Source organism: Roseburia sp. AF20-18LB (genome assembly GCF_003461185.1).
Taxonomy (GTDB): Bacteria; Bacillota; Clostridia; order Lachnospirales; family Lachnospiraceae; genus Roseburia_C; species Roseburia_C amylophila.
The window spans coordinates 27,025-51,386 of record NZ_QTWP01000008.1 but is presented as its reverse complement, the minus strand read 5'-3'; the positions used below and the strand labels follow the sequence as shown (position 1 = coordinate 51,386).

Below are 24,362 nucleotides of genomic sequence, written 5' to 3'. Positions count from 1 at the left end.
GTTGTACGTTGCTATCGATAGTTTGAACCGAGCATATCCCGGCAGTCCGTTAAGTTCTGATGCCACATAAAGCCGATAAGTGGCACTAAGAATTTCGAAGGGATACAGCCTTCGCTGGCAACCGGTGCAAATTCACATCCATGTTCATATGCACCTCGCTGGCACATCCCTGTGCCAGCGTTGCCGGATGCCGGACGAAATTCCAAGTGCCACTAACCGCCTTTATCAGGCATCCTTACTTAACGGACTGTCCGGGTATCTTATCAACAATACCATCTACTCACGTAAATCAAATGCATCACATAATAATTTTCCAATTATTAGAACTGTGCTACGAATTCAGCAATTTTCTCCAGACAGGCACGAATGACATCCTGCGAATATGCATAGGAGCACCGTACAAAGCCTTCTCCGCATGTACCGAAGGCATTTCCCGGGATAACGGCTACCTTCTGTTCCTGCAACAGGCGGTTACAGAATTCTTCACTGGTAAGTCCTGTTTTTCGAATGTCCGGAAATACATAGAATGCACCTTCCGGTTCTGCTACGGATAATCCCATCTTACGGAATCCCTCTACCATCAGTGTTCTTCTGGCATCATACTCTTCCCGCATGACTGCAATCTCTTCATCTCTCACCGGACTGGTCAATGCTTCCAATGCCGCATACTGACTGGTGGTTCCTGCTGACATAGTTGTAAACTGATGTATTTTATTCATATGGAAAATAACATCCTTTGGTCCTGCTGCAATTCCCATACGCCATCCGGTCATGGCAAATGCTTTGGAAAATCCGTTTAATACAACGCAGCGCTCATACATGCCCGGAAGGGATGCGATGGAAACATGTTTCTTTCCATAGGTTAATTCTGCATAGATTTCATCGGTAATCACGAACAAATCATGTTCCTTTACCACTTCTGCGATTGCCTCTAAATCTTCCTTTTCCATAATGGCTCCGGTCGGATTGTTCGGATAGGAAATCAGTAAGACTTTGGATTTCTCCGTTATCTTTTCCTCTAACTGTTCTCTGGTCAAACGGAATTTATTCTCCGCTCTTAATTTTAATGATACCGGAACACCGCCACATAATTCAATACATGGAATATAGGAAACGTAGGAAGGTTCTGCCACTAAGACTTCCTCTCCCGGATTCACCAGTGTCCGAAGAGCTAAATCAATTCCTTCGCTGGCTCCCATGGTAATCAGTATTTCGTCCTGTTTATCATAATGCAAATCAAATTTTGTCAGATAATCCGCTGCCGCTGCACGCAGCTCTACCGTTCCGCGGTTATCGGTGTATTTGGTATCCCCCTTTTTTATAGAAGCAATCGCTGCCTCTCTTACATGCTCCGGTGTCGGGAAATCCGGTTCGCCTACACCCAGTGAAAGTGCGCCTTCCATGGTATTTGCCACATCAAAGAAATCCTTGATTCCGGAATCCGGCATATCCTGTACGGTTTTTGATAAGTATGATTTTGTATCTTTCATTTTCATTGACCTCTCTTTGTACAAGTCCTGTCATGTAATTACGCAATTATTTTTTAGAAGCAGTGGTTTTCGAATTTTAAGCAGCTTTTCTATAGCCTTTTTAGAAATCAGAATGCTACAATTCTAAAAAAGAGCTTTTTTCTCTTGGGATAATGCCTGTTTTTCCAATGTTTGACAGTATGCCTTCTGCGGTTCGCCTGATTACGGATATCATTTAGGTGCCTTGCTAGCAGCTCTTGGCATTTCTTTTGTCAACTGGCAATCCTGGCACATGGATGTGTCAGGAAGGCGCATTGGAGCACGGATGTGACTATGCGCCGGTTGCCGGAAAAACAGCTTTATAAGCAGAAATGCCTAGAGCTGCTTAAAGGTGCCTTAGATATCCGTAACAGACGGACCACAAAAGGCATCCGGTCAAAGCAGGCGGCAAAACAGACAACAATAAGAAAAAAGCACTTTTAAGAATTGTATACATTCTGCTTTCAACAAAAAATCTTATAGAAAAGCTGCTTAAAATTCCAAAAATCCGCTTTCTCACAAAAACCATTGCGTAATCACATGACAAGTCTTTTCCTATTGTAGCACAATCCCTGTAAAATACCAGTTTTTATTGACAAATCCCCCCAAAAGTTATACCATTATAAGTATTGAAACATTGTTAATAATTTATCAATCAGGAGGGTCCTATTTCATGAACAACTTAACTTTAACAGTTGAAAACGAAATTGCAGTTCTTACTATTACCAGACCTGCAGCATTAAACGCATTGAATTCCGAAACATTGGATGAACTGAACACTGTTCTTACCGAAATTGAAGGAAGAGACGATATCAAAGTCGTTATCTTAACCGGTGGTGCTGATAAGAAAGGTAACGAATTCAAATCTTTCGTTGCTGGTGCTGACATCGCTGAGATGGTTAACTTCTCTGCTGCTGAAGCAAGAGCATTCGGTATGAAAGCTTCTGTTCCATTCTTTAAATTAATGAATATGAGACAGGTAACTATCGCTGCTGTTAATGGATTCGCTTTAGGTGGCGGATGCGAAATTTCTATGGCATGTGATATCCGTATTGCTTCTGACAACGCAGTATTCGGACAGCCTGAGTGTGGTCTTGGAATCATCCCAGGATTCGGTGGTACACAGAGACTTGCCCGTCTTGTTGGCATGGGACGTGCAAAAGAAATGATCTTCACCTGCGATAACATTGATGCAAACGAAGCATACCGCATCGGACTTGTAAACAAAGTTGTTGCAAAAGAAGAATTAATGCCAACCGCAAAAGCTATGGCAGAGAAAATTATCTCTAAAGGAAGCTATGCAGTATCTATCGCAAAAGCTGCTATCAACAACGGATATGATATGGATATCAAGAATGCTGTTGAAATGGAAGCTAACCTGTTTGGCGTAACCTGCTCTACCCATGATAAAAAAGAAGGCATGAGTGCTTTCTTAGAGAGAAGAGCCGCTGACTTAACAGATTTCTAATTGAACTTATACTTAGACAATATCAAAGGGGATATTCCAGTAGCATCTGGGATATCCCCTTTCATAAAAGGAGAATGCATCATGTTAGATAAAAAAATTGGTTTTATCGGAAGCGGTAATATGGGTCGTGCCATGATTGGCGGAATTATCTCTTCCGGTCTGGTTCCTGCCAGCCACCTGATTGCCAGTGCGAAAACCCAGGTCACACTGGATACACTTTCTGAGCAGTATGGTATCCGCACCACCTTAGACAATGAGACTGTTGCTGTAGAATCCGATATCATTTTTCTTGCTGTAAAACCATATCTTTATGAAACAGTCATCAAAGAAATCAAAGACAGTGTTACCGATGACAAAATCATAGTTGCCATTGCTGCCGGACAGACCATTTCACGGATTGAATCTTTATTCAGCAAAGATATTAAACTGGTTCGTACCATGCCAAATACACCGGCTATGGTTCAGGAAGCCATGTCTGCCATTACCCCAAATGAGCATATCACAGAAGAAGAATCCAAAATGGTTGTCTCTCTCTTTGAAAGCTTTGGTAAAGCAGAAATTGTACCGGAAAGTCTTATGGATGCCGTAGTCGGAGTCAGCGGTTCCTCACCGGCTTACGTCTATATGTTTATTGAAGCAATGGCTGACGCAGCCGTTAATGACGGAATGCCGCGTGCCCAGGCTTATAAATTTGCTGCCCAGTCCGTTCTTGGTGCAGCCAAAATGGTATTAGAGACCGGTAAACATCCGGGCGAATTAAAGGATGCAGTCTGCTCCCCGGCCGGAACTACCATTGCTGCTGTGGCTAAATTAGAGGAAGGCTCCTTCCGCAGCACCGTAATTGCTGCCCAGAATGCCTGCTCTGAAAAATCCCGTGCCATGAGCAAACTCTCCGATTGATATTAAAGACATATAAGAAACCCCGGAAGAACTAATTTACATACAATCGTTCTTCCAGGGTCTTTTCTATCTTTACTGTTTATTTTACCTGCTTTTATAAATCTTTAAGCACATCATCATAAAGGGCATCTAACATTTCCTTCAACTGCTTTTCAATGGTATCAAAATAAATTTCTGCTGCATCGTTGTCAAATTCCATCTCATTGCCGATTTCCATCACAATATCAAGGATTCCGCTGTTCAACTCATCAATTGCATTTTCCACAATCTCTTCAAACGTGCAGTAGGCATCGCCTGTCATATGCACAATAAAATCTTTCTTATCTATCTTTCCACGGAATTTGTATTCATCGGTAAAAAGGCTCCAGCCATCTCCGGCTGCCTCCCGCATCTCATTCCGAATGGATTTATAATCCAGTGGTACATAGTTCTGCTTAAAAAATTCTTCAAAAGATGCTTTATCTTTATATTCTTCCATTCCAATTCCTCTGTCTGTCTAAATTTCCTGTAAATGTTCTAACGCCTGCTCCGGCAAAATGCATTTTCCATGCTCCATAATATATGCCCGGGTCGGTCCATGCGCATAAATATCATCTGCAAATTCCAAAGAAGCACTTAAAAGACGACAAAGCTGTTTATCACTAAGTTCTCCCTTCTCAAGCAAAAGATAATAAGCATCCTCTCTGGTCAGATAATAAAGACTGCTCTTCATCGGCAGTTCCAGACGGACGCCCTTGGCATAACAAATTGCACGTTCCATGCTTGCAAAGCAAAGCTGATAAAAATTCCGGTCTTTTAGTGTAAAGCCACCGGTAGACTGTTTCTTATCTGTGCTTTCTTCTGCCTTGGAATCTGACTGCTCCGGCTGTATTTCTGCAATGCCTTCATCCGTATGATTCTGATTTGCCAGCTCTTTTGACGTCTGTTTCAGCTTTTCAATATCAGGAGCATTCTTAACCAGACTTTCTACTGCAGACTTCAGATTTTCCAACATATTGCTGATGCCAAGCTCCGGCTTCTCCGAAAAAGTAAGTGCCAGCGTATGCTCCGGCAGTACTGCAACCTGAATGGTAATATTTCCACCCTGTACTTTATATCCGACCTCTTCTTCTGCCATGGAAATAATCTTACGCAGAAACGATTCTGTTCTTCCGTCATTCTGCAGAAAATCATCTACTTCCAGCCCATTTTCCATTAATTCTTCTTCTGAAATAATACAGCGCACCGTATCCACATCGATTCTTTTAAATCTCATAAACAATCACCTGCCATTATTCTCGCTGCGTTTTCCCTTATTTGTAACCTTACTATACACTAAAAGCCCTTTCTTTTCAACCGGAAAGCTTTTATAATATAGGTATCCAAGATATTAAGCCCGTAAACAGCCGGCAATTCCATAATACGGTAAAGGAGGAGCATTATGCACCGCATTATCTTTCATATTGATGTCAATTCGGCTTTTTTAAGCTGGAGTGCTGTTGACCGCCTAGAGCATGGTGAAACTTTAGATATCCGCACTATACCGGCAATTATTGGCGGTGACTCTGCTACAAGACACGGTGTGGTTCTTGCCAAGTCTGTGCCTGCCAAAGCCTATAAGATTGTCACCGGCGAACCGGTTGCCAATGCTTTACGTAAATGTCCTACCCTTATGCTGGTTCCGCCGGATCATGCCATGTACCAGAGAAAAAGCCATGCACTTATGGAACTGCTACATACCTACACCGATGATATCGAGCAGCTTTCCATAGATGAATGTTTTCTTGACTTTACGCCCATTGCCCACCGGTATGAATCTCCTCTTGCAGCAGCCAAAATTATTTCTACAAATATTAAATCACGATTTGGTTTTACCGTTAATATTGGAATTGCTCCAAATAAGCTTCTGGCGAAGATGGCAAGCGATTTTACCAAGCCGGATCGGATTCACTCTCTTTTTCCGGATGAAATTGAAAAAAAAATGTGGCCGCTTCCGGTGGATGATCTCTACATGGTAGGGCATTCCAGTGCTGCCCGGTTGAAAGCACTTGGCATCCGTACCATCGGAGAACTTGCAGCCACTGACCCGGATTACCTCCGGCAGGAATTCAAAAGCCACGGCACACTGATGTGGGAATATGCCAATGGAATCGGAGATGACCATGTGCATTCTACCAAACGGGAAGCCAAGGGGATTGGCAATTCCACCACTTTAAAGGAGGACGCCCGCACCTTAGCAGATGCAAAAAAGGTTCTTCTCTCTCTTTCCGAATCTGTATCCATGCGCCTCCGGAAAGAAAAAATGTTAGCCCAGAGTATCACGGTAGAAATCCGCTATCATGATTTTACGAATACTTCCCACCAGTGCGGTCTCCTCTCAGCCACAAATACTACAGATGCCCTTTATAAAACTGCCGTTTCCCTTTTCCAGCAGCTCTGGAATAAGGAACCTGTCCGGCTCCTTGGCATCCGTACCAGCCGTCTGCTTCCTGAAGATGCACCGGTGCAGCTTTCTATTTTTGATTATACAGCCGATTCATCGGCATCTGCCATGATTTCCACAGAAAGTACAGCTTCCGGCAGTCCGCTCCCAGATGGCAATAAAAAAAGCTGCACCCAGATGCCTTCTGCCAATAAGCAAAAGCAACTGGATGCAGCCATTGATTCTATTCGGAAACGTTTTGGGTCGAAGGCTCTTGTCCGGGGGAGTTTTCTTCCGTCTCCTGAGTCAGATTCGAAAAAGAATCATCCATCGGACTGACGTTTGAGATGGTATAGTAGAATAATGGATCCGGAAGTTCATCCTTATATCCATTATCGTTTAATATAAACTGGAAGGTTCTGTTACTGCTTCCCTCTGCATCACTATAGGTTAAGAGGGAGGCCGTTACAAGATAACTTCCGTCCTCTTGTGCAATCCAGTCGTCAAGCTGTGCCTGCACCGTCGTATTCTCACCATAAGGCAGCTGAAATGCCCCTTTATCTATAATGTAACTCTTACTTTCATTCTCATAGCGGATTGCAGTAAACTTCCTGCCAGAAGAAAGGTAAGTAAAAGTGCGCCTTTTCTTCCTTTTTTCGTGGTTCTCATCATGCATTTCTCCTTCCGTATACATAAGTTGCAAAATAAATGATGGCTGCTACAATCACAATCATCGGACCTGTTGCAACATTGGTAAAATAGGAAATCAGCAAGCCGAGCAATCCCGAAAACAGGGAAAAGATAACGGAAAATAAATGATATTCCCGCATGTTGACCGAAATATTCCGGCTTGCTGCTGCCGGAAGAATCAGCAGTGCATTGATGATCAAAATTCCAATCCATTTAATGGAAAGCATTACAATTAATGCAATAAAAATTGCAAAAATATTTTCTATCAGCTTCACCTGAATTCCCCGGCTCTTTGCCAGCGCCCGGTGCAGGCTTACCGCATTTAACTTATTAAATGCCACGCCCCAGAAAATCAGTGTTGCTGCAAAAATCAGAATCAGATAAATAATTTCCTTTTTAGAGATGCTTAAAACATCACCTACCAAAAGACTGGAATATTTGCTGAAATTGCCACCTTTCGATAAGATGGCCAGTCCCACAGCAATACATGCTGAAGAAAAAACGGAGATAATCGTATCTCTGGATGCCGATGCTTTACTGCTGATATAGTTTAGTAATAATGCAAAAATTACTGCAAAAATAATCATGGATAAGGTCGTATCTGCAACTCCCATCACAACGCCAAGAGCAATTCCCGTCAATGCTGAATGACCTAATGCATCTGAGAAAAATGCCATTTTGTTATTTACAATCATGGTTCCAAGGATTCCAAACAATGGTGTGATAATCAGGATTGCGATAAATGCATTCCGCATAAATCCATAAGACCACCACGCGGTAAAAAATTCTATCATCCCCGCACCTCCATATCTGTAAATACCTGTTTAAAAGCATCACTGTCATAGACTTCCTTCGGTGTTCCCTGGGTCAGCACTTTGCCATCTATGAGAACCACATGGTCTGCATATTTTCTTACATAATCAAGGTCATGGGAAATCAGTAAAACTGCCAGGTCAAAATTTTCCTTCAGATATTCGATATTCCGGTAAAATAACTCCATACCATTCTGGTCAATACCAGACACCGGCTCATCCAAAAGCAGCAGATTCGGTTCATCCATCACTGCCATGGAAAGAAGTACACGCTGTAATTCCCCACCGGAAAGATTACATACCTGCTTGTCAATCAAATGCTCGGCTTCAAACATTTTTAAGCTTTCTTTGATTTCCTGATATAGCTTTTTGCTCTTATATAAAAATACCGGCCGGTTGGACTGATAGCTTGCAATCATATCATAGACACTGACCGGAGTGGATTTCTCGATATTTAGATTCTGTGGTACATAACCAATCTTAAGCTTCTGGATATGACCATTTTCCCGGTCCTTAAATTCAATGCTTCCCGTGTGTGGAATGTCATTTAAAATAGCCCGGATCAGAGTTGATTTTCCTGCTCCGTTCCGACCAATCAGTACCGTCAGTGTTCCACAATGAATATGCAGATTCACATCTGACAATATCTGCTGTTCTCCAATAGTAACACCCAGATGGTTAATCCGGATACAATGCAGTCCACATGGTTTTACTATTTTTCTCATTCTGCAAAAGCCTCCTTCAGCAGTTCCATATTACGTCTCATTGCATCAAGATAGCTGTCCTTTTCATACTCCCCGCGGGTTAAGGTATCAAGATAACATACTTTCGCATCGGTCTCCCGTTCTACCGTATCTCCCATATCTTTGCCATAGAGTTCTTCTGCCAGCACCACTGATATATCATTCTTTTCAATGGCTCCCATCACATCTGCCACTTCACCGGCACTGACCTGACGCTCCTCATCCAAATCCATGGTATAGGAAATCTCCATATCATAGTCCTCTGCCACATAGGCATAGGCTTCATGGAAAATAACAATATGCTTTCCTGCTAATTCTTCCTTTAAGGACTGCTGCTCGCTCTCTAAATCCTCAAGCTTTGCCAGGTACTCCTTTGCATTGCTTTCATAGGCATCCTGATGCTTCGGATCTATCCTGCAAAGACCTTCTAAAATATTTTTCACCTGCTGCTTATATAACGCAATGCTCATCCATGCATGGGCATTCACATCTCCGTGATTGTGTCCATCTTCATGAGTATCCTCGGTATCTCCGTGGATATGCTCCTCTGCAGCATCTTCATGGGCATCTCCGTGAGCATGTTCCTCTCCTTCATCCTCTTCGGACAAAAGATTAAGTCCCTCGCAGGCATTTACAATGGAAAGATTCTTATAATCTGCTGCCACATCCGATAAAAAAGATTCGATTCCGCCGCCATTTACAATAAACACATCTGCACCGGAAAGGAGCTTCATGTCTGCCGGAGTCAACTGGTAATCGTGAAGGCAGCCGGTCTGCGGCTCACTGAGATTCTGCAAATCCACACCCGGAGTGTCTCCGATGACATTCATTGCTGCAATATACATCGGATAAAAGGATGTTACTACCGTAAGTTCACTATCCTGCTGTTTTGTCTCTTCTTTTACATATAATTGTGTCAGTCCTGCACCAGTCAATAAAAGTACCAGCAGAAGAACCGTTACAAATACATATTTATTCTTCATAGCCAACAGCCTCATCCATAATCTGCCAGATTTCTTCCCTGCCCTGCTTGGTTACTGCAGAAAACGGAACAATTACCGTTCCCGGTTTTACTTTCAGACCTTCTTTTACTGCCTTGATACATTTTGGCACCTGGCTTCTCTTCAGCTTGTCCAGCTTGGTTGCCACAATAACCGGATCAAAGCCCTGATGGATAATCCAGTCATACATCAGTTTATCATTGGCAGACGGGTCATGCCTGATATCAATTAGTAAGAATACCCGGCGCAACTGCTTTGAGGTATGCAGATAATTTTCAATCATTTTACCCCATTTTGCTTTCTCACTCTCTGCTACTTTCGCATAACCATATCCCGGCAAATCCACCAGATACATGGCATCATTGATATTATAGAAATTAATGGTCTGTGTCTTTCCCGGCTGTGCAGAGGTTCTTGCAAGGGATTTCCGGTTCATCAGTGCATTAATTAATGACGACTTTCCAACATTGGATTTTCCTGCAAATGCCACCTCCGGCAATGTATTCTCCGGAATCTTACTGGTAACACCACACACCGTTTCCAAGTTTACTTCTTTTATAACCATTTTCTGCTCCTTTACTACTCTTTTACAAAAGCAACCTTTAAGATATCTTCGATGGTATCTGCATAGACAATTTCTAAATCCTTTTTAATCTCTGCTGAGAGTTCCTCGATATCTTTTTCATTTTTTCCCGGCACACAGACTGTCCGGATACCGGCATTTTTCGCTGCTAATGTTTTCTCTTTTAATCCACCAATCGGAAGCACTCTGCCGCGGAGGGTAATCTCTCCTGTCATGGCAACATCAGCACGCACCTTTTTCCCGGTAATGGCAGAAAGCATTGCGGTTGCCATGGTAACACCGGCGGACGGTCCATCCTTTGGTACGGCTCCTTCCGGAATGTGGATATGTATATCATGTCTGGTAAAGAAATCGTCCGGTATCTGATACTGCTCACTGACAGAACGGATATAACTGATTCCAGCCTGTGCAGACTCTTTCATGACATCGCCAAGCTGTCCTGTCAGTTTAAATTCACCCTTTCCCGGCATTACATTTACTTCGATTTCTAATGTATCACCACCGACACTGGTCCATGCCAGTCCCCGGACAATACCAACCTCGTCCTTCTCATTCTTCTTATCAAAGGTATATTTCTCTTTGCCAAGATAATGTTCTAAGTTCTTTGTGCTTATAGTAACTTTCTTTTTCTTGCCCTCGTAAATCTCTCTTGCTGCTTTTCTGCAGATTTCACCGATTTTGCGTTCTAAGTTACGCACACCGGCTTCTCTTGTATAGCTGCGAATCAGCTGCTCAATTGCACCATTCTGGAATGTAAGCTCTGATTCCTTTAAGCCATTTTTCTCAATCTGCTTTGCTATAAGATGCTCTTTTGCAATGTGAGCCTTTTCATTTTCCGTATAACTGCTTACCTCAATCAGCTCCATACGGTCTAACAGAGGTCTTGGTATTGTCTGTACGGAATTGGCTGTCGCAATAAACAATACCTCAGACAAATCTACCGGAAGCTCCACATAGTGGTCCCTGAAATGGCTGTTCTGCTCATTATCCAATACTTCCAGCAGTGCAGAAGATGTATCTCCCTTATAATCACTGCTAACTTTATCAATCTCATCTAAAAGCATCAGCGGGTTCTTTACTCCGGCACTCTTTAAACCATTGATAATTCTGCCCGGCATTGCCCCCACATAGGTCTTTCTGTGTCCACGAATCTCTGCCTCATCACGGACACCGCCGAGACAGATTCTGACATACTTTTTATTCAATGCTTTTGCCACAGAACGGGCAATGCTTGTCTTGCCGGTTCCAGGAGGTCCCACCAGACAGATAATTGGACTTTCTCCTTTATGAGTCAGATTCCGGACTGCCAAGAATTCCAGCATACGCTCTTTTACTTTTTCCAGTCCGTAGTGGTCTTCGTCTAAAATTTTCTCTGCATTAGCTAAATCTTTATTATCCTTAGAAGCCTTATTCCATGGCAGTTCCAGCAATGTCTCAATATAGCCTCTGCTGACTGCACTTTCCGAAGAACTGGATGCAATATTCTTAAAACGCTCAATCTCTTTTTTAATTCTCTCTTTAACCGTCTTATCTGCCTTCAGTTTCTTTACTTCCTCTAAAAAGTGTTCCGCATCTGACTGTGTATTATCCTCACCTAGTTCTTCCCGAATCAGTTTCATCTGTTCCCGCAAAAGATATTCCTTCTGATTCTTATCCACGCGTTCTTTCACCTTCGCCTGAAATTCATTTTTCAGGGAAATAACTTCTACTTCATTCAGCAGAATTGCCATTAAAGTCTCATACTGGGAAGTGAGATCTACTGCCTCTAAGATTTTCTGTTTCTGGGTATAATAAAGCGGCAGATTGTATGCAACCTGCTGCATCAAAGTTCCAACGTCCTGCTGTTCTTCTACCTGACGTAAGAATTCTTTGCTCATATGTCCATTGGCTTTTTGATATTTCAGTACGGTTTCCCTGATACAGCGAAGCATTGCTTCCTTCGCTTCCGGCATCAGTTCTTCCTCTTCTGCCGTTTTTTCATCAAAAAGGATGACCTCTGCCATCAGATACTTCTCCTGTGACAGAAAAGAGGCTAACTCGCCTCTTTCCAATCCTTCTACCAAAACACGCACGATTTCATTTGGCATCTTTATTACCTGCTTTACTTCAGCAATAACACCAATCTGATATAAATCATCCCTGGCCGGCTCCTCTACGGAAGCATCCTGCTGTGTAATCAGGAATATTTTCTGGTCTCCAACCATCGCCTCTTCTATGGCATGAATGGAACGGTCCCTGCTAATATCAAAATGAGCCACCATTCCCGGCAGAATGGTCATTCCACGAAGTGCAACTGCCGGTAAATGAATTACTGTCCTGCTCATCTTTTTCTCCTCTTTTTTATGCGTTACGATATTCTATCTCCGCTTTCTTGTCTTCTACCGTTTCTTTTGTAATGGTGCATTTTACAATACTCTCATCAGAAGGAATCTGATACATTAAATCCATCATGGTATCTTCCATAATTGCACGAAGTCCACGGGCACCGGTCTTACGGGCTAAGGATTTCTCTGCAATTGCTTCTACTGCATCATCTTCAAATTCCAGCTCTACACCGTCAATTTCAAACAGCTTCTTATACTGCTTAATCAGTGAATTCTTCGGCTCCTTTAAGATACGGATTAACGCTTCCTTATCCAGCTGCTCTAAGGATACATTTACCGGAACACGTCCGATAAACTCCGGAATCAGACCGAATTTAATAAAATCTCCCGGCAGTACCTGCTTTAAGACTTCGCTCAGATTACGCTCGGTACGGTCTGCAATATCTGCGTTAAAGCCGATGGATTTCTGATCCATACGCTGCTCGATAATCTTCTCTAATCCATCAAATGCTCCACCACAGATAAATAAAATATTCGTAGTATCAATCTGGATTAATTCCTGCTGTGGATGCTTTCTTCCACCCTGTGGTGGAACGGAAGCCACAGTTCCCTCTAAGATTTTTAATAATGCCTGCTGTACACCTTCACCGGACACATCTCTGGTAATGGATACATTTTCAGATTTCTTCGTAATCTTATCAATCTCATCGATGTAAATAATACCGCACTGGGCGCGCTCGATATTGTAATCTGCTGCCTGAATCAGTTTCAGAAGGATATTCTCTACGTCTTCACCGACATAGCCTGCTTCTGTTAATGTGGTGGCATCTGCAATGGCAAACGGTACATTTAAGACTCTTGCCAGTGTCTGTGCCAGAAGTGTCTTACCGGAACCGGTCGGTCCTAACATCAGAATGTTACTCTTCTGCAATTCCACATCATTCATATCTACATCAGAAGTAATTCTTTTATAGTGATTATATACGGCTACAGAAAGGACTTTTTTGGCTTCGTCCTGACCGATTACATATTCATCTAAGAATTTCTTCATCTCTTCCGGTTTAATCAGGTTGATTTCTTCTAAATCTTCCTTTCCTTTTCCGGAAATCTCCTCATCTTCGAATTCCTCCTCTATGATTTCTGCACAGATGTCCACGCATTCATCACAGATATATGCACCGTTTGGTCCTGCAATCAGCTTGCGTACCTGATCCTGTGATTTTCCGCAAAAGGAACATCTGATTTTGTCCTCGCTATTTCTTCCTGCCATCTTTCCACCTCGATTATTTCCATCTATCTTTTCTAAATCCTTCGTAAAAAAGGTAAAGGCTGCCCGCAGTCGAATTCCGCATATGTGCTTCGGATAATCCGCCCAGAGACAGCCTCTTTCTTATTTCTCTTATCTTGCTGTAATTACACCGTCAATCAGGCCATACTCCTTTGCCTCTTCTGCGGACATATAATAGTCACGCTCTGTATCTGCGGCAATTACATCATATGGCTTTCCGGTATTTGCAGCTAAAATCTCGTTCAAACGTTTCTTGGTCTTTAAGATATTCTCTGCTGCAATCTGAATCTCAGTTGCCTGTCCTTTTGCTCCACCGGAAGGCTGATGTATCATAATCTCTGCATTTGGTAATGCAAATCTCTTTCCTTTTGTTCCACCGGACAACAGGAATGCACCCATGCTGGCTGCAAGTCCGATACAAATTGTAGATACATCACATTTGATATACTGCATGGTATCATAAATTGCCAATCCGCCTGTTACAATTCCACCCGGAGAATTGATGTATAACTGAATGTCTTTTCCCGGATCTTCGGACTCTAAGAATAAAAGCTGTGCCACTACCAGACTGGCTGTGGTCTCATTTACCTCTTCACCAAGGAAAATAATTCTATCCTTTAATAATCTGGAGTATATGTCGTAACTACGCTCTCCTCTGCTGGTCTGTTCAATGACATAAGGTACTAAACTCATATGATAACCTCCATTTCTACCATACATTCTGCTGCAACTTTATCTCTGGTTCAAGTGGTTTGCGTAAAACAGACCGACCTGATTCCAAGTCAGTCTGTCTCTTTACGTGCTTCTCTTATGCTTCTGCGTTAGTTGCTGCTTCTGCTTCTTTTTCTTTTTTAGTCTTAGCTTTTGCTCTTTCTTTTACATTGTCCATGATGAACTGAACTGCTTTTTCAATTGCAATATCACGTTTCATGGATTCTTTCTCTGCATCGCCTACATACTCTTTGAGCTTATCCGCTTCCATTCCGTATGCTTTTGCCATCTTCTCGATTTCAGCATTTACATCATCTTCTGTAATCTCGAAGTTTTCTTCTTTTGCAATCTGTTCTAATACTAAGCTGCTCTGGATTCTTGTTAATGCTTCTGGACGAACCTGCTCTTTCATCTTGTCCATAGTCATTCCGGAAAACTGCATATACTGGTCAAAGCTTAATCCCTGCTGGGCAAGTCTCTGAGCGAATTCCTGAATCATATTCTGTACCTGGGATTCAATCATTGCATCCGGGATTTCCATCTCAGATTTCTCAATAATCTTCTTGATTGCTTCGTCCTCTTTGGTACGTTTTGCATTGTTCTCTTTGGTCTCTTCTAAGTTCTTCTTCACGCTCTCTTTGTATTCTTCTAAAGTTTCGAATTCAGAAACATCAGATGCGAACTCATCGTTTAACTCTGGAAGTTCTTTTGTCTTAATCTCGTTAATCTTAACTTTGAATACTGCTGGTTTTCCAGCTAAGTCTTCTGCATGATATTCCTTCGGGAATGTAACGTTTACTTCTACCTCATCGCCAGTGTTCTTTCCTACTAACTGATCTTCGAATGTATCGATGAAGGAATGGGAACCGATCTCTAATGGATGATTCTCTCCTTTTCCACCTTCAAATGCGACACCGTCTACGAATCCTTCGTAGTCGATAACTGCTGTATCACCTTCTGCAACAGGTCTGTCTGTTACAGTTACAGTTCTTGCATTGTTATTTCTTTCTCTCTCTAATGCTTCTGCAACTTCTTCATCAGATACGGATGTGTCAATCTTTGTTACAGTTACACCATTATATTTGCCAAGTTTAACTTCTGGTCTCTTTGCAACTTCTGCTGTGAAGATGAATGGTTTTCCTTTTTCTAACTGAACCACATCAACAGTTGGCTGGGAAACGATATCTACACCGCTCTCATCGATTGCTGCCGGATAAGCTTCCTGCATCATGATATTTGCAGCATCTTCATAGAAGATTTCCGGACCATACATTTTCTCTACCATAGCCATTGGAACTTTTCCTTTACGGAATCCAGGGATGCTGATTTTGTTTTTCTGCTTATTGTATGCAGCTTTCAAAGCCTCTGCCACTTTATCTTCTGCCACTTCAATTGTAAGCTTTACCATATTTTTCTCTAAATTTTCAACCTGTACACTCATTCTTGTTTCTTCCTCCTTATAACTATATATAAAATATACATGTACAAATATTTTCTTATCTTACGACTGTTCCCTAAAAATAGGCATACTTAGAGCTACTAACAGTCATTTAGAGATTATAACACACCGTTTGTAAAATTACTAGCTTTTTTTTCTGTACAAGATTTTAACCCGATTTCAATTGGTGACAGTCATGTAAAAAGCCCCCGGGAAATGCACTTTCGCGCTTTTCCCGAAGGCTTTTTGTCTTTCTTCTTATTTAGACATCTGCTCTTCCTGTCTCATGATCATTTTCTTAACCATTTCTCCACCGATAGAGCCAGCCTGTCTGGATGTCAGGTCACCGTTGTAGCCCTCTTTTAAAGGTACTCCGATTTCAGATGCAACCTCCTGTTTAAAACGGTGCATTGCCTCTTTTGCCTGTGGCACTGCCATCTGGTTACTTGAATTAGAACTGTTTGTTCCACTCATTTGTTTCTACCTCCATAGTTTCTTCTCTTTGTTATCTATTTTCAGATAAGCTTTTGTTGGTTGCTTATCCTGTTTTTAGTATGGCTTCCAGAGAATAAATTATGTTGGTAAGTTCTGGTTATTTTTATTTAAAATACATGATATTTGCTTCCATCGCATCAATATCTGCCTGTGGATCCAGCCACTTTACAATAGCCATGGCAAATTCAATGGCTGTTCCCATGCCCCGGCTGGTAACGATGTTGCCATCTACTGCAACTTTTTCTGCTCCGACCCTGGCTCCAAGAAGCTTTTCTTCAAAGCCCGGATAGCTGACTGCATGTTTGCCCTCTAATATTCCATTCTCACCCAATACGCTTGGTGCAGCACAGATTGCTGCGGTAAGTTTGCCATCTGCTGCATAAGATGTAATCACTTTCTTTACAATTTCATGCTTTCCGAGATTTAAGGTTCCAGGCATTCCGCCCGGCAGTACAATTCCATCATAGCTGTCAAAATCAGCTTCCTCTGCCAGTACATCTGCTGCAAACGTAATTCCGTGGGCTCCTGCCACTTCTTTCTTTCCGGTAATGGAAATCATATCAATCGCAATTCCTGCTCTGCGTACCACATCCACTACGGTAAGTCCTTCAATCTCTTCACAGCCATCCGCCATAAAAATTCCGATTTTCTTCATATTATCTTCCTCCTGTTTTCTACTCTCTTCTGATATTACTTTTTCTGATATTACTTTTTCTGATATTAAATTTTCTAACACGAAATTTTTCTATGCTGTCTCTTATGTTAGCATGGTTACTGCGCTTTTTCAATTCCATGGTTGCAGTGGATTTTAAAATATTTTACAATAAATGTATCATTATTTTCCTGACTATATGGAGGCTATTATGGAAATTGAATGCAAATATTTAATTGATGAGATTCCTTTTGATTTAAAAGACTATCCCTGCAAAGTCATTGAGCAGGGGTATCTCAATACGGATCCTGTAGTGCGGGTGCGCCGCTCCAATGACAAATATATTCTTACTTACAAAGGCTCCGGTCTTATGGTACGGGAAGAATATAATCTTCCTCTGAACGAAGATGCTTACCGGCATCTGATTCAAAAAGCCGATGGCATTATCATTTCCAAGAAGCGCTATCTGATTCCATTGACTGGCAGGCTGACCATTGAGCTTGATATTTTCGAAGGAGACCTTGCTCCGTTGAAATTAGCCGAAGTGGAATTTGAAACAAAAGAAGAAGCTGAATCCTTCCTTCCACCGAAGTGGTTTGGGAAAGATGTCACCTTCTCCTCTGATTATCACAACAGCACTTTAAGTCGTATGGGACTGCCTACCTAAGGCGGGTAGTCTCATAACGGCACATGGTTGCCACGCACTGCTTTAACTGTATATAACGGCCGGTTAAATCTCCTTCCGGAATTACCACATCCAATACTACGGAAAAATCATTAATCAGACGGTCTGTAATATCATTTTCCATCTCATTTAAAATCTTATATTTCTCCTCATAGGTATCTGCATCTAAGAAACGCAGCAGGAACGGATTCGCCTGCTCTTCGGATTCTGAAGTTTCCTGCGGCTGGGCTGTTGCCTGCGGCTGTGTTGTCTCCTGACTAACCCTTACCGCTTCCTGTGGAGTTGCTTCTTCCTGCAGTTTTACTTTTTCAAATCTGTATTTCTGCTCTGCTGCCGGATATTTCTCATGATCAACTTCGCTTACAAACATGGCAAGCGGTCTTGCATATACTTTATAAGCTCCGTAAAGTGCCTGATAAATCACCAGTTCTTCTCTTGTTTCGCTGTGTGTTGCTATGGCTACAATCTGATATAATTTTCCTTTAAAATGTCTGTAAATCTCCCCGGTTGCCGGTCTTCTGCCTTCCATTGCTGTCATCCTCCACTTATCTATGCTCTTTACTGTAATTCAAAACGGTTTAACATTTCAATTCCTTCTGCCACAAAATCTCTTTCAAAATTCAGATTGCCGCTGAAGCCAGTTACCATCAGCTCCTGCACTTTCTTCATATTATCACTTTGTGGAATATCATAAGTAAATTCCATCGGTTCTATTACTTCCATGGCAGACATTTCCTCTGCCGCTGCAGACTGATATTTTTCCGCCAGCCGGTTCTTTAACTGCTGCTGTGCCTGCTGTCTGTTCATCTGCGGATCAGGTGCCTGCTGATACATGGGATGCGGCTGGACTGGTGCCTGCTGATATGCCCGTTGTGGCTGGTTCATGGTCTGCTGATATGTATGCTGCTGGTTTGGCACCTGCTGATATGTACGCTGCGGCTGGTTCATCTGTGGACGATATATCTGCTGTGGCGGCCGCCCCATAGCCGGATTATTTCCACGCCTGTTTTGATTATTGCTTTGCTTTACACTCTGGGACAAAGCAACATATATGATAATAATGATAAATACAATAAAAAGTCCCATATAAAAACCTACCTTTTTCTATCCTTTTCAAGTTTTTTCTTTTCAAGTTTACCCTATTATTTTATTATACTCAAACAAACCAGCTAAGACAACAACTCATTCTATAATTTTTTCTTGCTGTCAGACTGTCTTTTCTGGACAAAGCGGAGTAGAATTACTATAATAGATAAATAAGATTTATCGAAAATTATTTAAATCAGGAATAGGAATTTTATTATGTTTGGGAAATTTGAAAAACGTATGTCCGGTACACAGATGATAGCTCTTGGTTTTCTATTGCTCATCTTTATCGGAACCATACTTCTGATGCTTCCGGTTTCCAGCCGGAATGGTGAATGGACTCCATTTATAACTGCCCTTTTCACCTCAACCAGTGCTACCTGTGTAACCGGTCTGGTTCTGGTCGACACCTTTACCCACTGGAGCATTTTCGGACAGCTTGTTTTATTAGTTCTGATTCAGATTGGTGGTCTTGGTTTTATCACCATTGGCATTACTGTTTCTTTGATGTTACGTAAGAAAATCGGGCTGAAGCAGCGTGGTCTTATTAAAGAAAGTTTAAACACCCTTGAAATCGGCGGTGTCGTGCGGCTTGTCCGCCGTGTCATCGGAGGCACATTTCTTTTTGAAATGTCAGGTGCATTCATTCTTACACTGCGTTTTCTGAAAGACATGGATGTTTTACATGCCATCTATTATGGTATCTTCCATTCTATTTCAGCTTTTTGTAATGCAGGATTCGATTTAATGGGGCGTTACAGTCCATTTTCATCCATTACCAGATTCTACAATGATCCTGTAGTAATTCTTACCATCAGTGCCCTGATCCTGATTGGTGGTATTGGTTTCTTTGTATGGAATGACCTTAGGGAACACGGGCTGCATTGCCGCCACTATGCCCTGCAGACCAAAATGGTTTTAAGTGCTACTGCAGTCTGCCTCTTTGGCGGCACGCTGCTCTTTTATCTTTTTGAGCATAACCGCTTATTTGCCGGTATGAGTTTCGGAGAACAGCTTTTGAATTCTTTCTTCTGTACTGTTACCCCACGAACTGCCGGTTTTAACGCTGTTGATAATGGTGCGTTAAGCGAAAGCAGTAAATTTCTTTCTATTGTATTTATGTTTATCGGTGGTGCCCCGGGTTCTACCGCCGGCGGTGTAAAGGTTACAACCATATTTGTTCTATTGTTATCCGTACGTTCCACCTTAACCCGTACTACCGGAACAAATATTTTCGGACGCAGACTGGAAGAATCTGTTATCACCAAATCAGTCGTCGTCCTTATGTTCCAGTTGACGCTGGCACTCAGCGCCACACTGGCAATTACTGCTATTTCCGGTTATCCAGTCATTGATGTGGCTTTTGAAGCATTTTCAGCTCTTGACACTGTCGGAATGTCAACCGGTATTACAAGCAGCCTTAGTACCAGCTGTCATATCATTCTAATTCTGTTAATGTATTTAGGACGACTGGGAAGCCTTTCCTTTGCCTTATCATTTACGGATAAGAAAAGGATTGCGCATGTGATGCAGCCGGTAGAAAAAATCAATGTCGGTTAATATCAAATATCTTGATTATACTAGGAGGATTCTATGAAATCATTTTTAATTATTGGACTGGGCCGATTTGGCACTCACCTTTGCAAAGACTTATCCAAACTGGATAATGAGATTATGGTTGTGGACGAGAATGAAGCCGTAATGGAAGATGTTCTCTCTTTTGTCACCAGTGCAAAAATTGGCGACTGCACCAATGAAAAAGTACTTGCCACTTTAGGTGTTGGCAATTTTGACGTCTGCTTTGTCTGTATCGGAAGTAATTTCCAGAGCAGCTTAGAGATTACAAGCCTGCTTAAGGAAATGGGTGCCAGATATGTCGTCAGCAAAGCAAACCGTGATATTCATGCCAAATTTCTGCTGCGGAACGGTGCTGACGAAGTTATCTACCCTGACCGGGATATCGCTGAAAAAACTGCAGTCCGTTTCTCTGCCGACCAGGTCTTTGACTACTTTGAATTAGGCGGTGGCTTCTCCATTTATGAGATTCCGCCATTACCGGAATGGATTGGAAAGAGTATTAAGGATCTAAATTTCCGTGCCTGCTATCATGCCAATATCATCGGTATTAAAACAGATGGTGTCATGAGCCTGCTGCCGGATGCCAATTATATTTTTAAAGACACGGACCATCTGATGATATTAGGCCACAGAAATGACATCGATAAAATTTTAAAGAAACTGTAAAACTACAGAAAACATGCTTTACAAGTCCAGCGTTTTCCCACTACCCGCATAAGCATTGAAAGAAGAGGTATCCGATGCCCGAATCATCAGATACCTCTTCTTTCTCATATTCTGCTACAATATTGTTCCTAAGGCTCCTCTGCCTCACTGATTTCTAAATATGCTTTTACAACCTGTACCAGCTTCTCATAACTTAAGGATGTAGTGTCCAGACAGAAATCGTAATTTCTGGCATCGTTCCACTCCCTGCCGGTATAGTATTTGTAATAATCTGCGCGATACTTATCAATGGTGTCTATCTTCTTTTCAATATCCTTCTTAGTTCCACCATTCTGCTGCATGACACGTTCAATGCAGTCCTTACGCGGTGCGTAGAAAAACAGACTCTTTACATAATCACAATCTTTTAAAACATAATCCGCACAACGTCCGATAATAATACAGGACTCTTCTTTGGCTACCTCACGGATAATTTTCGCCTGATAGTTAAAGAGATTGTCGTTGGATACAAACTCATCACTATCCGGTGGAAGCACTTCCCCATGATATGCTTTCTTCGCAATACGAAACAGTGGCATCTTACGCAGTTTCTCATCTGCCTCTCCAAACAATGCCTCATTGATTCCGCTTTCATCAGAAGCCATTCTTATTAACTCACGGTCATAGCAATGAATTCCAAGTTCTTCTGCCAGCTTCTTACCCAGCGTTCTTCCGCCGCTTCCATAACTTCTTGCAATGGTTATTACCGTATGTTTCATATTTAACACCTACTCTCCTAAATATGCCTTTTTAATAGACTCATTATTCATAAGCTCTTTGGCATCACCGCTCAATACAATTTTACCTGTTTCCAGTACATATGCACGGTCTGCAATCGATAATGCTTTCTTTGCATTCTGTTCTACCAATAGAACAGTTGTACCGGATGCAGATATTTCTTTGATAATGTTAAAAATCTCTTCTACAAAGATTGGAGACAATCCCATGGACGGCTCATCCATAAGGATGATCCTCGGCTTACTCATCAACGCCCGGCCCATGGCAAGCATCTGCTGTTCGCCACCACTTAAGGTTCCAGCCAGCTGATTCTTACGTTCCTTTAATCTTGGAAAGCTCTTGTATACACGCTCTAAAGACTCTGCAATTTCCTGCTTATCTTTTCTGGTATATGCACCCAGCTTTAAGTTTTCATATACTGAAAGCTCTGCAAATACACGTCTTCCTTCCGGAACATGTGCCATTCCCATGGATACAATCTTGTGTCCCGGAACCTTGGTGATATCTGTTCCTTCAAAAAGAATGCTTCCCTTTTTGGCACTGAGCATTCCGGTGATGGTCTGCAGTGTAGTTGTCTTACCTGCACCATTGGCTCCGATTAATGCAATGACTTCTCCTTCATTGACATCAAAGGAAATCCCTTTAATTGCCTGAATCACGCCGTAATATACTTCCAAATCTTTTATTTCAAGCATTGCCATTTTATCATCCCTCCTATTCGCCCAGATATGCCCTGATAACCTGTGGATTATTCAATACGTCACTGGTATTTCCGCTTGCCAGTACCTGGCCGAAGTTCAATACAGTCAGTTTCTCACAGATACCGGATACCAGTTTCATATCATGTTCAATCAGAAGAATGGTCATATCAAATTCATCCCTTACAAAGCGGATGGTATCCATTAATTCTTTGGTTTCATTTGGGTTCATGCCGGCTGCCGGCTCATCTAAAAGCAGAAGTTTTGGTTCAGTTGCCAGTGCTCTTGCAATCTCCAGTTTACGCTGTTTACCATACGGAAGATTGGATGCCAGATAATCTGCTTCATCCTCAAGACCAAATACCTTTAACAGCTCCATTGCCTTTTCATTCATCTCTGCTTCTACTTTAAAATACTTCGGAAGTCTTAGAATTCCGGTTAAAGTAGAATAAGTATGATGATTATGCAGTCCGACTTTTACATTATCCAGCACGGACTGGTCTTTAAAAAGGCGGATATTCTGGAAGGTTCTTGCAATTCCGGCTTTATTAATATCTATGGTTTTCTTTCCGGTAATATCTTTTCCATCCAGTACAATGCTTCCATCATCCGGTTTGTATACACCGGTAAGCATATTAAATACGGTTGTTTTACCTGCACCGTTCGGTCCAATCAGTCCGTATAACTGACCTTTTTCAATCTGCATTTCAAATCCATCTACCGCCCGGAGTCCACCGAAGGAAATTCCAAGATTCTTTACTTCTAACATTGCCATCTTATTGTACCTCCTTCGTTTTCTTTGCAAATAAATTCTTCAAAGAATGTGTCTGTCTCCAGGTAATTGCTGCCGGTGCCCAGTTAAAGAGCATCATTGCAATCAGAACAATTGCGTAAATCAGCATACGGTAATCACGCAGTCCACGCAATACTTCCGGAAGCATGGTCAGTACTACGGCTGCAATAATGGAACCACGGAAGCTTCCCATTCCACCGAGTACGACAAATACCAGAATCATGATGGACATATTGTATCCAAAGTTTGCCGGCTGGGCAATCAGGCTGGAAAGGTTATGTGCATAAAGCACTCCACCTGCTCCTGCGATTGCTGCTGAAATAGTAAATGCCATCAGTTTAAACTTTGTAATATTAATGCCAACGGATTCTGCTGCAATACGGTTATCACGGATTGCCATGATAGCACGGCCGCTTCTGGAATTAACCAGATTAAATACTACAAACAATGCAACCAGAATTAAAATAACACCGATTAAGAAAGTAGACTGTCTTGGTGTTCCGGTGATTCCCTTTGCACCATCGATAATCATTTCTCCGGTTCCCGACATATTAAGAGCCTTGTTGTCATTGATTGCAAAATGCAGACCGTTTTCATCTTTGCCTACATAAAGAACATTGATGACATTCTTGATAATCTCTCCAAATGCCAGTGTTACGATTGCAAGGTAATCACCTCTTAAACGAAGTACCGGAATTCCGATTAAGAATCCAAAGAATGCTGCAACAGCAGTTCCGATTAATAAAGCGATGATAAAACGCAGGGTTGGATTCATCGGTGAATTTTCCATACATCTGGTAAAGAAAGCACTGGAAAATGCGCCGACACACATAAAGCCTGCATGACCAAGACTTAATTCACCCAGATAGCCTACACAGAGGTTCAATCCGATTGCAACGATAGAATAAGTACAAAGGGGTACCAAAAGTCCCTGCATCAGACTGGACATGCTTCCGGTTGCTACCAGAATCTGTACTACGGCAAAAATGACGATTACCATAGCATATGTAATCAGATTACTCTTTGTTGTCTTCTTCATTGTTTTTAAATTCATTTTACTCATTC

The 24,362-nt window shown here is 42.0% G+C and carries 27 protein-coding genes; 6 read left to right on the top strand and 21 right to left on the bottom strand.

The window, feature by feature from the left end; genetic code table 11:
* Positions 1–11 precede the first annotated feature (11 nt).
* Together DWX65_RS12730 and DWX65_RS12725 are read right to left on the bottom strand one after the other, a co-directional pair.
* Positions 12–206, bottom strand: a complete 195-nt coding sequence (locus tag DWX65_RS12730) for a hypothetical protein (RefSeq protein WP_117698545.1) — start codon at positions 204–206, stop codon at positions 12–14.
* Positions 207–320: 114 nt separating this feature from the next.
* Positions 321–1,490: a pyridoxal phosphate-dependent aminotransferase gene (locus tag DWX65_RS12725; protein ID WP_118087975.1), complete on the bottom strand. Its 1,170-nt coding sequence runs from the start codon at positions 1,488–1,490 to the stop codon at positions 321–323.
* Positions 1,491–2,181: 691 nt separating this feature from the next.
* On the opposite strand from DWX65_RS12725, the gene DWX65_RS12720 reads away from it, so the two are divergent.
* Both DWX65_RS12720 and proC read left to right on the top strand, forming a co-directional pair.
* Positions 2,182–2,976: an enoyl-CoA hydratase-related protein gene (locus DWX65_RS12720; protein ID WP_022243431.1), complete on the top strand. Its 795-nt coding sequence runs from the start codon at positions 2,182–2,184 to the stop codon at positions 2,974–2,976.
* A gap of 81 nt (positions 2,977–3,057) precedes the next feature.
* Complete coding sequence (gene proC, locus DWX65_RS12715; RefSeq protein ID WP_117947573.1) at positions 3,058–3,876, top strand: pyrroline-5-carboxylate reductase; 819 nt, start codon at positions 3,058–3,060, stop codon at positions 3,874–3,876.
* 94 nt (positions 3,877–3,970) lie between these two features.
* Here the strand turns inward: proC and DWX65_RS12710 are convergent, their stop codons facing one another.
* Both DWX65_RS12710 and DWX65_RS12705 read right to left on the bottom strand, forming a co-directional pair.
* Positions 3,971–4,354 carry a hypothetical protein gene (locus tag DWX65_RS12710; RefSeq protein ID WP_118173550.1) on the bottom strand — a complete coding sequence of 128 codons (384 nt, stop codon included), beginning with the start codon at positions 4,352–4,354 and terminating at the stop codon, positions 3,971–3,973.
* An 18-nt stretch (positions 4,355–4,372) separates the two neighbouring features.
* Positions 4,373–5,131 carry an adaptor protein MecA gene (locus DWX65_RS12705; RefSeq protein WP_118057272.1) on the bottom strand — a complete coding sequence of 253 codons (759 nt, stop codon included), beginning with the start codon at positions 5,129–5,131 and terminating at the stop codon, positions 4,373–4,375.
* A gap of 165 nt (positions 5,132–5,296) precedes the next feature.
* On the opposite strand from DWX65_RS12705, the gene DWX65_RS12700 reads away from it, so the two are divergent.
* The gene (locus DWX65_RS12700) at positions 5,297–6,616 is read left to right on the top strand and encodes a DNA polymerase Y family protein (RefSeq protein ID WP_118173549.1); all 1,320 of its coding nucleotides are present in this window, start codon (positions 5,297–5,299) and stop codon (positions 6,614–6,616) included.
* On the opposite strand, the gene DWX65_RS14855 is transcribed toward DWX65_RS12700, so the two are convergent.
* The 11 genes from DWX65_RS14855 to DWX65_RS12650 all read right to left on the bottom strand — a co-directional run bounded on the left by DWX65_RS14855 (position 6,522) and on the right by DWX65_RS12650 (position 17,017).
* The gene (locus tag DWX65_RS14855; protein ID WP_147339168.1) at positions 6,522–6,971 is read right to left on the bottom strand and encodes a hypothetical protein; all 450 of its coding nucleotides are present in this window, start codon (positions 6,969–6,971) and stop codon (positions 6,522–6,524) included. The genes DWX65_RS12700 and DWX65_RS14855 overlap by 95 nt on opposite strands.
* Entirely contained in the window at positions 6,946–7,761 is an 816-nt protein-coding gene (locus DWX65_RS12695; RefSeq protein WP_118173548.1) for a metal ABC transporter permease, read from the bottom strand. Before DWX65_RS12695 ends, DWX65_RS14855 begins: the two co-directional genes overlap by 26 nt.
* Entirely contained in the window at positions 7,758–8,504 is a 747-nt protein-coding gene (locus DWX65_RS12690) for a metal ABC transporter ATP-binding protein (protein ID WP_022243439.1), read from the bottom strand. Before DWX65_RS12690 ends, DWX65_RS12695 begins: the two co-directional genes overlap by 4 nt.
* A complete protein-coding gene (locus DWX65_RS12685) occupies positions 8,501–9,505 on the bottom strand; it encodes a metal ABC transporter substrate-binding protein (protein ID WP_118173547.1) in 1,005 nt (334 codons plus the stop codon). Before DWX65_RS12685 ends, DWX65_RS12690 begins: the two co-directional genes overlap by 4 nt.
* Positions 9,495–10,088: a ribosome biogenesis GTP-binding protein YihA/YsxC gene (gene yihA, locus DWX65_RS12680; protein ID WP_118173546.1), complete on the bottom strand. Its 594-nt coding sequence runs from the start codon at positions 10,086–10,088 to the stop codon at positions 9,495–9,497. The genes DWX65_RS12685 and yihA overlap by 11 nt, the downstream gene beginning before the upstream one ends.
* A 14-nt stretch (positions 10,089–10,102) precedes the next feature.
* The gene (lon, locus tag DWX65_RS12675; RefSeq protein WP_118173545.1) at positions 10,103–12,430 is read right to left on the bottom strand and encodes an endopeptidase La; all 2,328 of its coding nucleotides are present in this window, start codon (positions 12,428–12,430) and stop codon (positions 10,103–10,105) included.
* Between the two features lie 16 nt (positions 12,431–12,446).
* Positions 12,447–13,700: an ATP-dependent Clp protease ATP-binding subunit ClpX gene (gene clpX / locus DWX65_RS12670; protein ID WP_117698536.1), complete on the bottom strand. Its 1,254-nt coding sequence runs from the start codon at positions 13,698–13,700 to the stop codon at positions 12,447–12,449.
* Between the two features lie 129 nt (positions 13,701–13,829).
* Positions 13,830–14,411: an ATP-dependent Clp endopeptidase proteolytic subunit ClpP gene (clpP, locus tag DWX65_RS12665; RefSeq protein ID WP_022243444.1), complete on the bottom strand. Its 582-nt coding sequence runs from the start codon at positions 14,409–14,411 to the stop codon at positions 13,830–13,832.
* A gap of 115 nt (positions 14,412–14,526) precedes the next feature.
* The gene (gene tig / locus DWX65_RS12660) at positions 14,527–15,870 is read right to left on the bottom strand and encodes a trigger factor (protein WP_118173544.1); all 1,344 of its coding nucleotides are present in this window, start codon (positions 15,868–15,870) and stop codon (positions 14,527–14,529) included.
* Positions 15,871–16,125: 255 nt separating this feature from the next.
* The gene (locus DWX65_RS12655; RefSeq protein ID WP_022243446.1) at positions 16,126–16,341 is read right to left on the bottom strand and encodes an alpha/beta-type small acid-soluble spore protein; all 216 of its coding nucleotides are present in this window, start codon (positions 16,339–16,341) and stop codon (positions 16,126–16,128) included.
* Between the two features lie 124 nt (positions 16,342–16,465).
* On the bottom strand, positions 16,466–17,017 hold the full coding sequence (locus tag DWX65_RS12650) for a DJ-1 family glyoxalase III (RefSeq protein ID WP_118173543.1): 552 nt from the start codon (positions 17,015–17,017) through the stop codon (positions 16,466–16,468).
* A gap of 208 nt (positions 17,018–17,225) precedes the next feature.
* Between DWX65_RS12650 and DWX65_RS12645 the strand changes: the two genes are divergently transcribed.
* A complete protein-coding gene (locus tag DWX65_RS12645) occupies positions 17,226–17,681 on the top strand; it encodes a CYTH domain-containing protein (RefSeq protein WP_118173542.1) in 456 nt (151 codons plus the stop codon).
* Here DWX65_RS12645 and DWX65_RS12640 read toward each other — a convergent pair.
* The gene (locus DWX65_RS12640) at positions 17,674–18,228 is read right to left on the bottom strand and encodes a DUF1653 domain-containing protein (RefSeq protein ID WP_118173541.1); all 555 of its coding nucleotides are present in this window, start codon (positions 18,226–18,228) and stop codon (positions 17,674–17,676) included. The two genes, DWX65_RS12645 and DWX65_RS12640, sit on opposite strands and share 8 nt — an antisense overlap.
* Before the next feature lie 29 nt (positions 18,229–18,257).
* Positions 18,258–18,785 (bottom strand): hypothetical protein, encoded by a 528-nt coding sequence (locus tag DWX65_RS12635; protein ID WP_118173540.1) that lies wholly within the window; start codon positions 18,783–18,785, stop codon positions 18,258–18,260.
* Positions 18,786–19,001: 216 nt separating this feature from the next.
* Between DWX65_RS12635 and DWX65_RS12630 the strand changes: the two genes are divergently transcribed.
* Complete coding sequence (locus DWX65_RS12630) at positions 19,002–20,345, top strand: TrkH family potassium uptake protein (RefSeq protein WP_118173539.1); 1,344 nt, start codon at positions 19,002–19,004, stop codon at positions 20,343–20,345.
* 33 nt (positions 20,346–20,378) lie between these two features.
* Positions 20,379–21,029: a potassium channel family protein gene (locus tag DWX65_RS12625; RefSeq protein WP_117698530.1), complete on the top strand. Its 651-nt coding sequence runs from the start codon at positions 20,379–20,381 to the stop codon at positions 21,027–21,029.
* Positions 21,030–21,157: 128 nt separating this feature from the next.
* Here DWX65_RS12625 and DWX65_RS12620 read toward each other — a convergent pair whose 3' ends face one another.
* Genes DWX65_RS12620 through DWX65_RS12605 form a run of 4 tightly spaced genes read right to left on the bottom strand, consistent with a single transcriptional unit; the run spans position 21,158 to position 24,360 of the window.
* On the bottom strand, positions 21,158–21,787 hold the full coding sequence (locus tag DWX65_RS12620; RefSeq protein ID WP_117841843.1) for a cytidylate kinase-like family protein: 630 nt from the start codon (positions 21,785–21,787) through the stop codon (positions 21,158–21,160).
* 9 nt (positions 21,788–21,796) lie between these two features.
* Positions 21,797–22,507, bottom strand: coding sequence for an ABC transporter ATP-binding protein (locus tag DWX65_RS12615; protein WP_117698529.1), 711 nt, complete (start codon positions 22,505–22,507; stop codon positions 21,797–21,799).
* A 13-nt stretch (positions 22,508–22,520) separates the two neighbouring features.
* Positions 22,521–23,279, bottom strand: a complete 759-nt coding sequence (locus DWX65_RS12610) for an ABC transporter ATP-binding protein (protein ID WP_117698528.1) — start codon at positions 23,277–23,279, stop codon at positions 22,521–22,523.
* A 1-nt stretch (position 23,280) separates the two neighbouring features.
* The gene (locus tag DWX65_RS12605) at positions 23,281–24,360 is read right to left on the bottom strand and encodes a branched-chain amino acid ABC transporter permease (protein ID WP_117698554.1); all 1,080 of its coding nucleotides are present in this window, start codon (positions 24,358–24,360) and stop codon (positions 23,281–23,283) included.
* Positions 24,361–24,362: the final 2 nt, after the last annotated feature.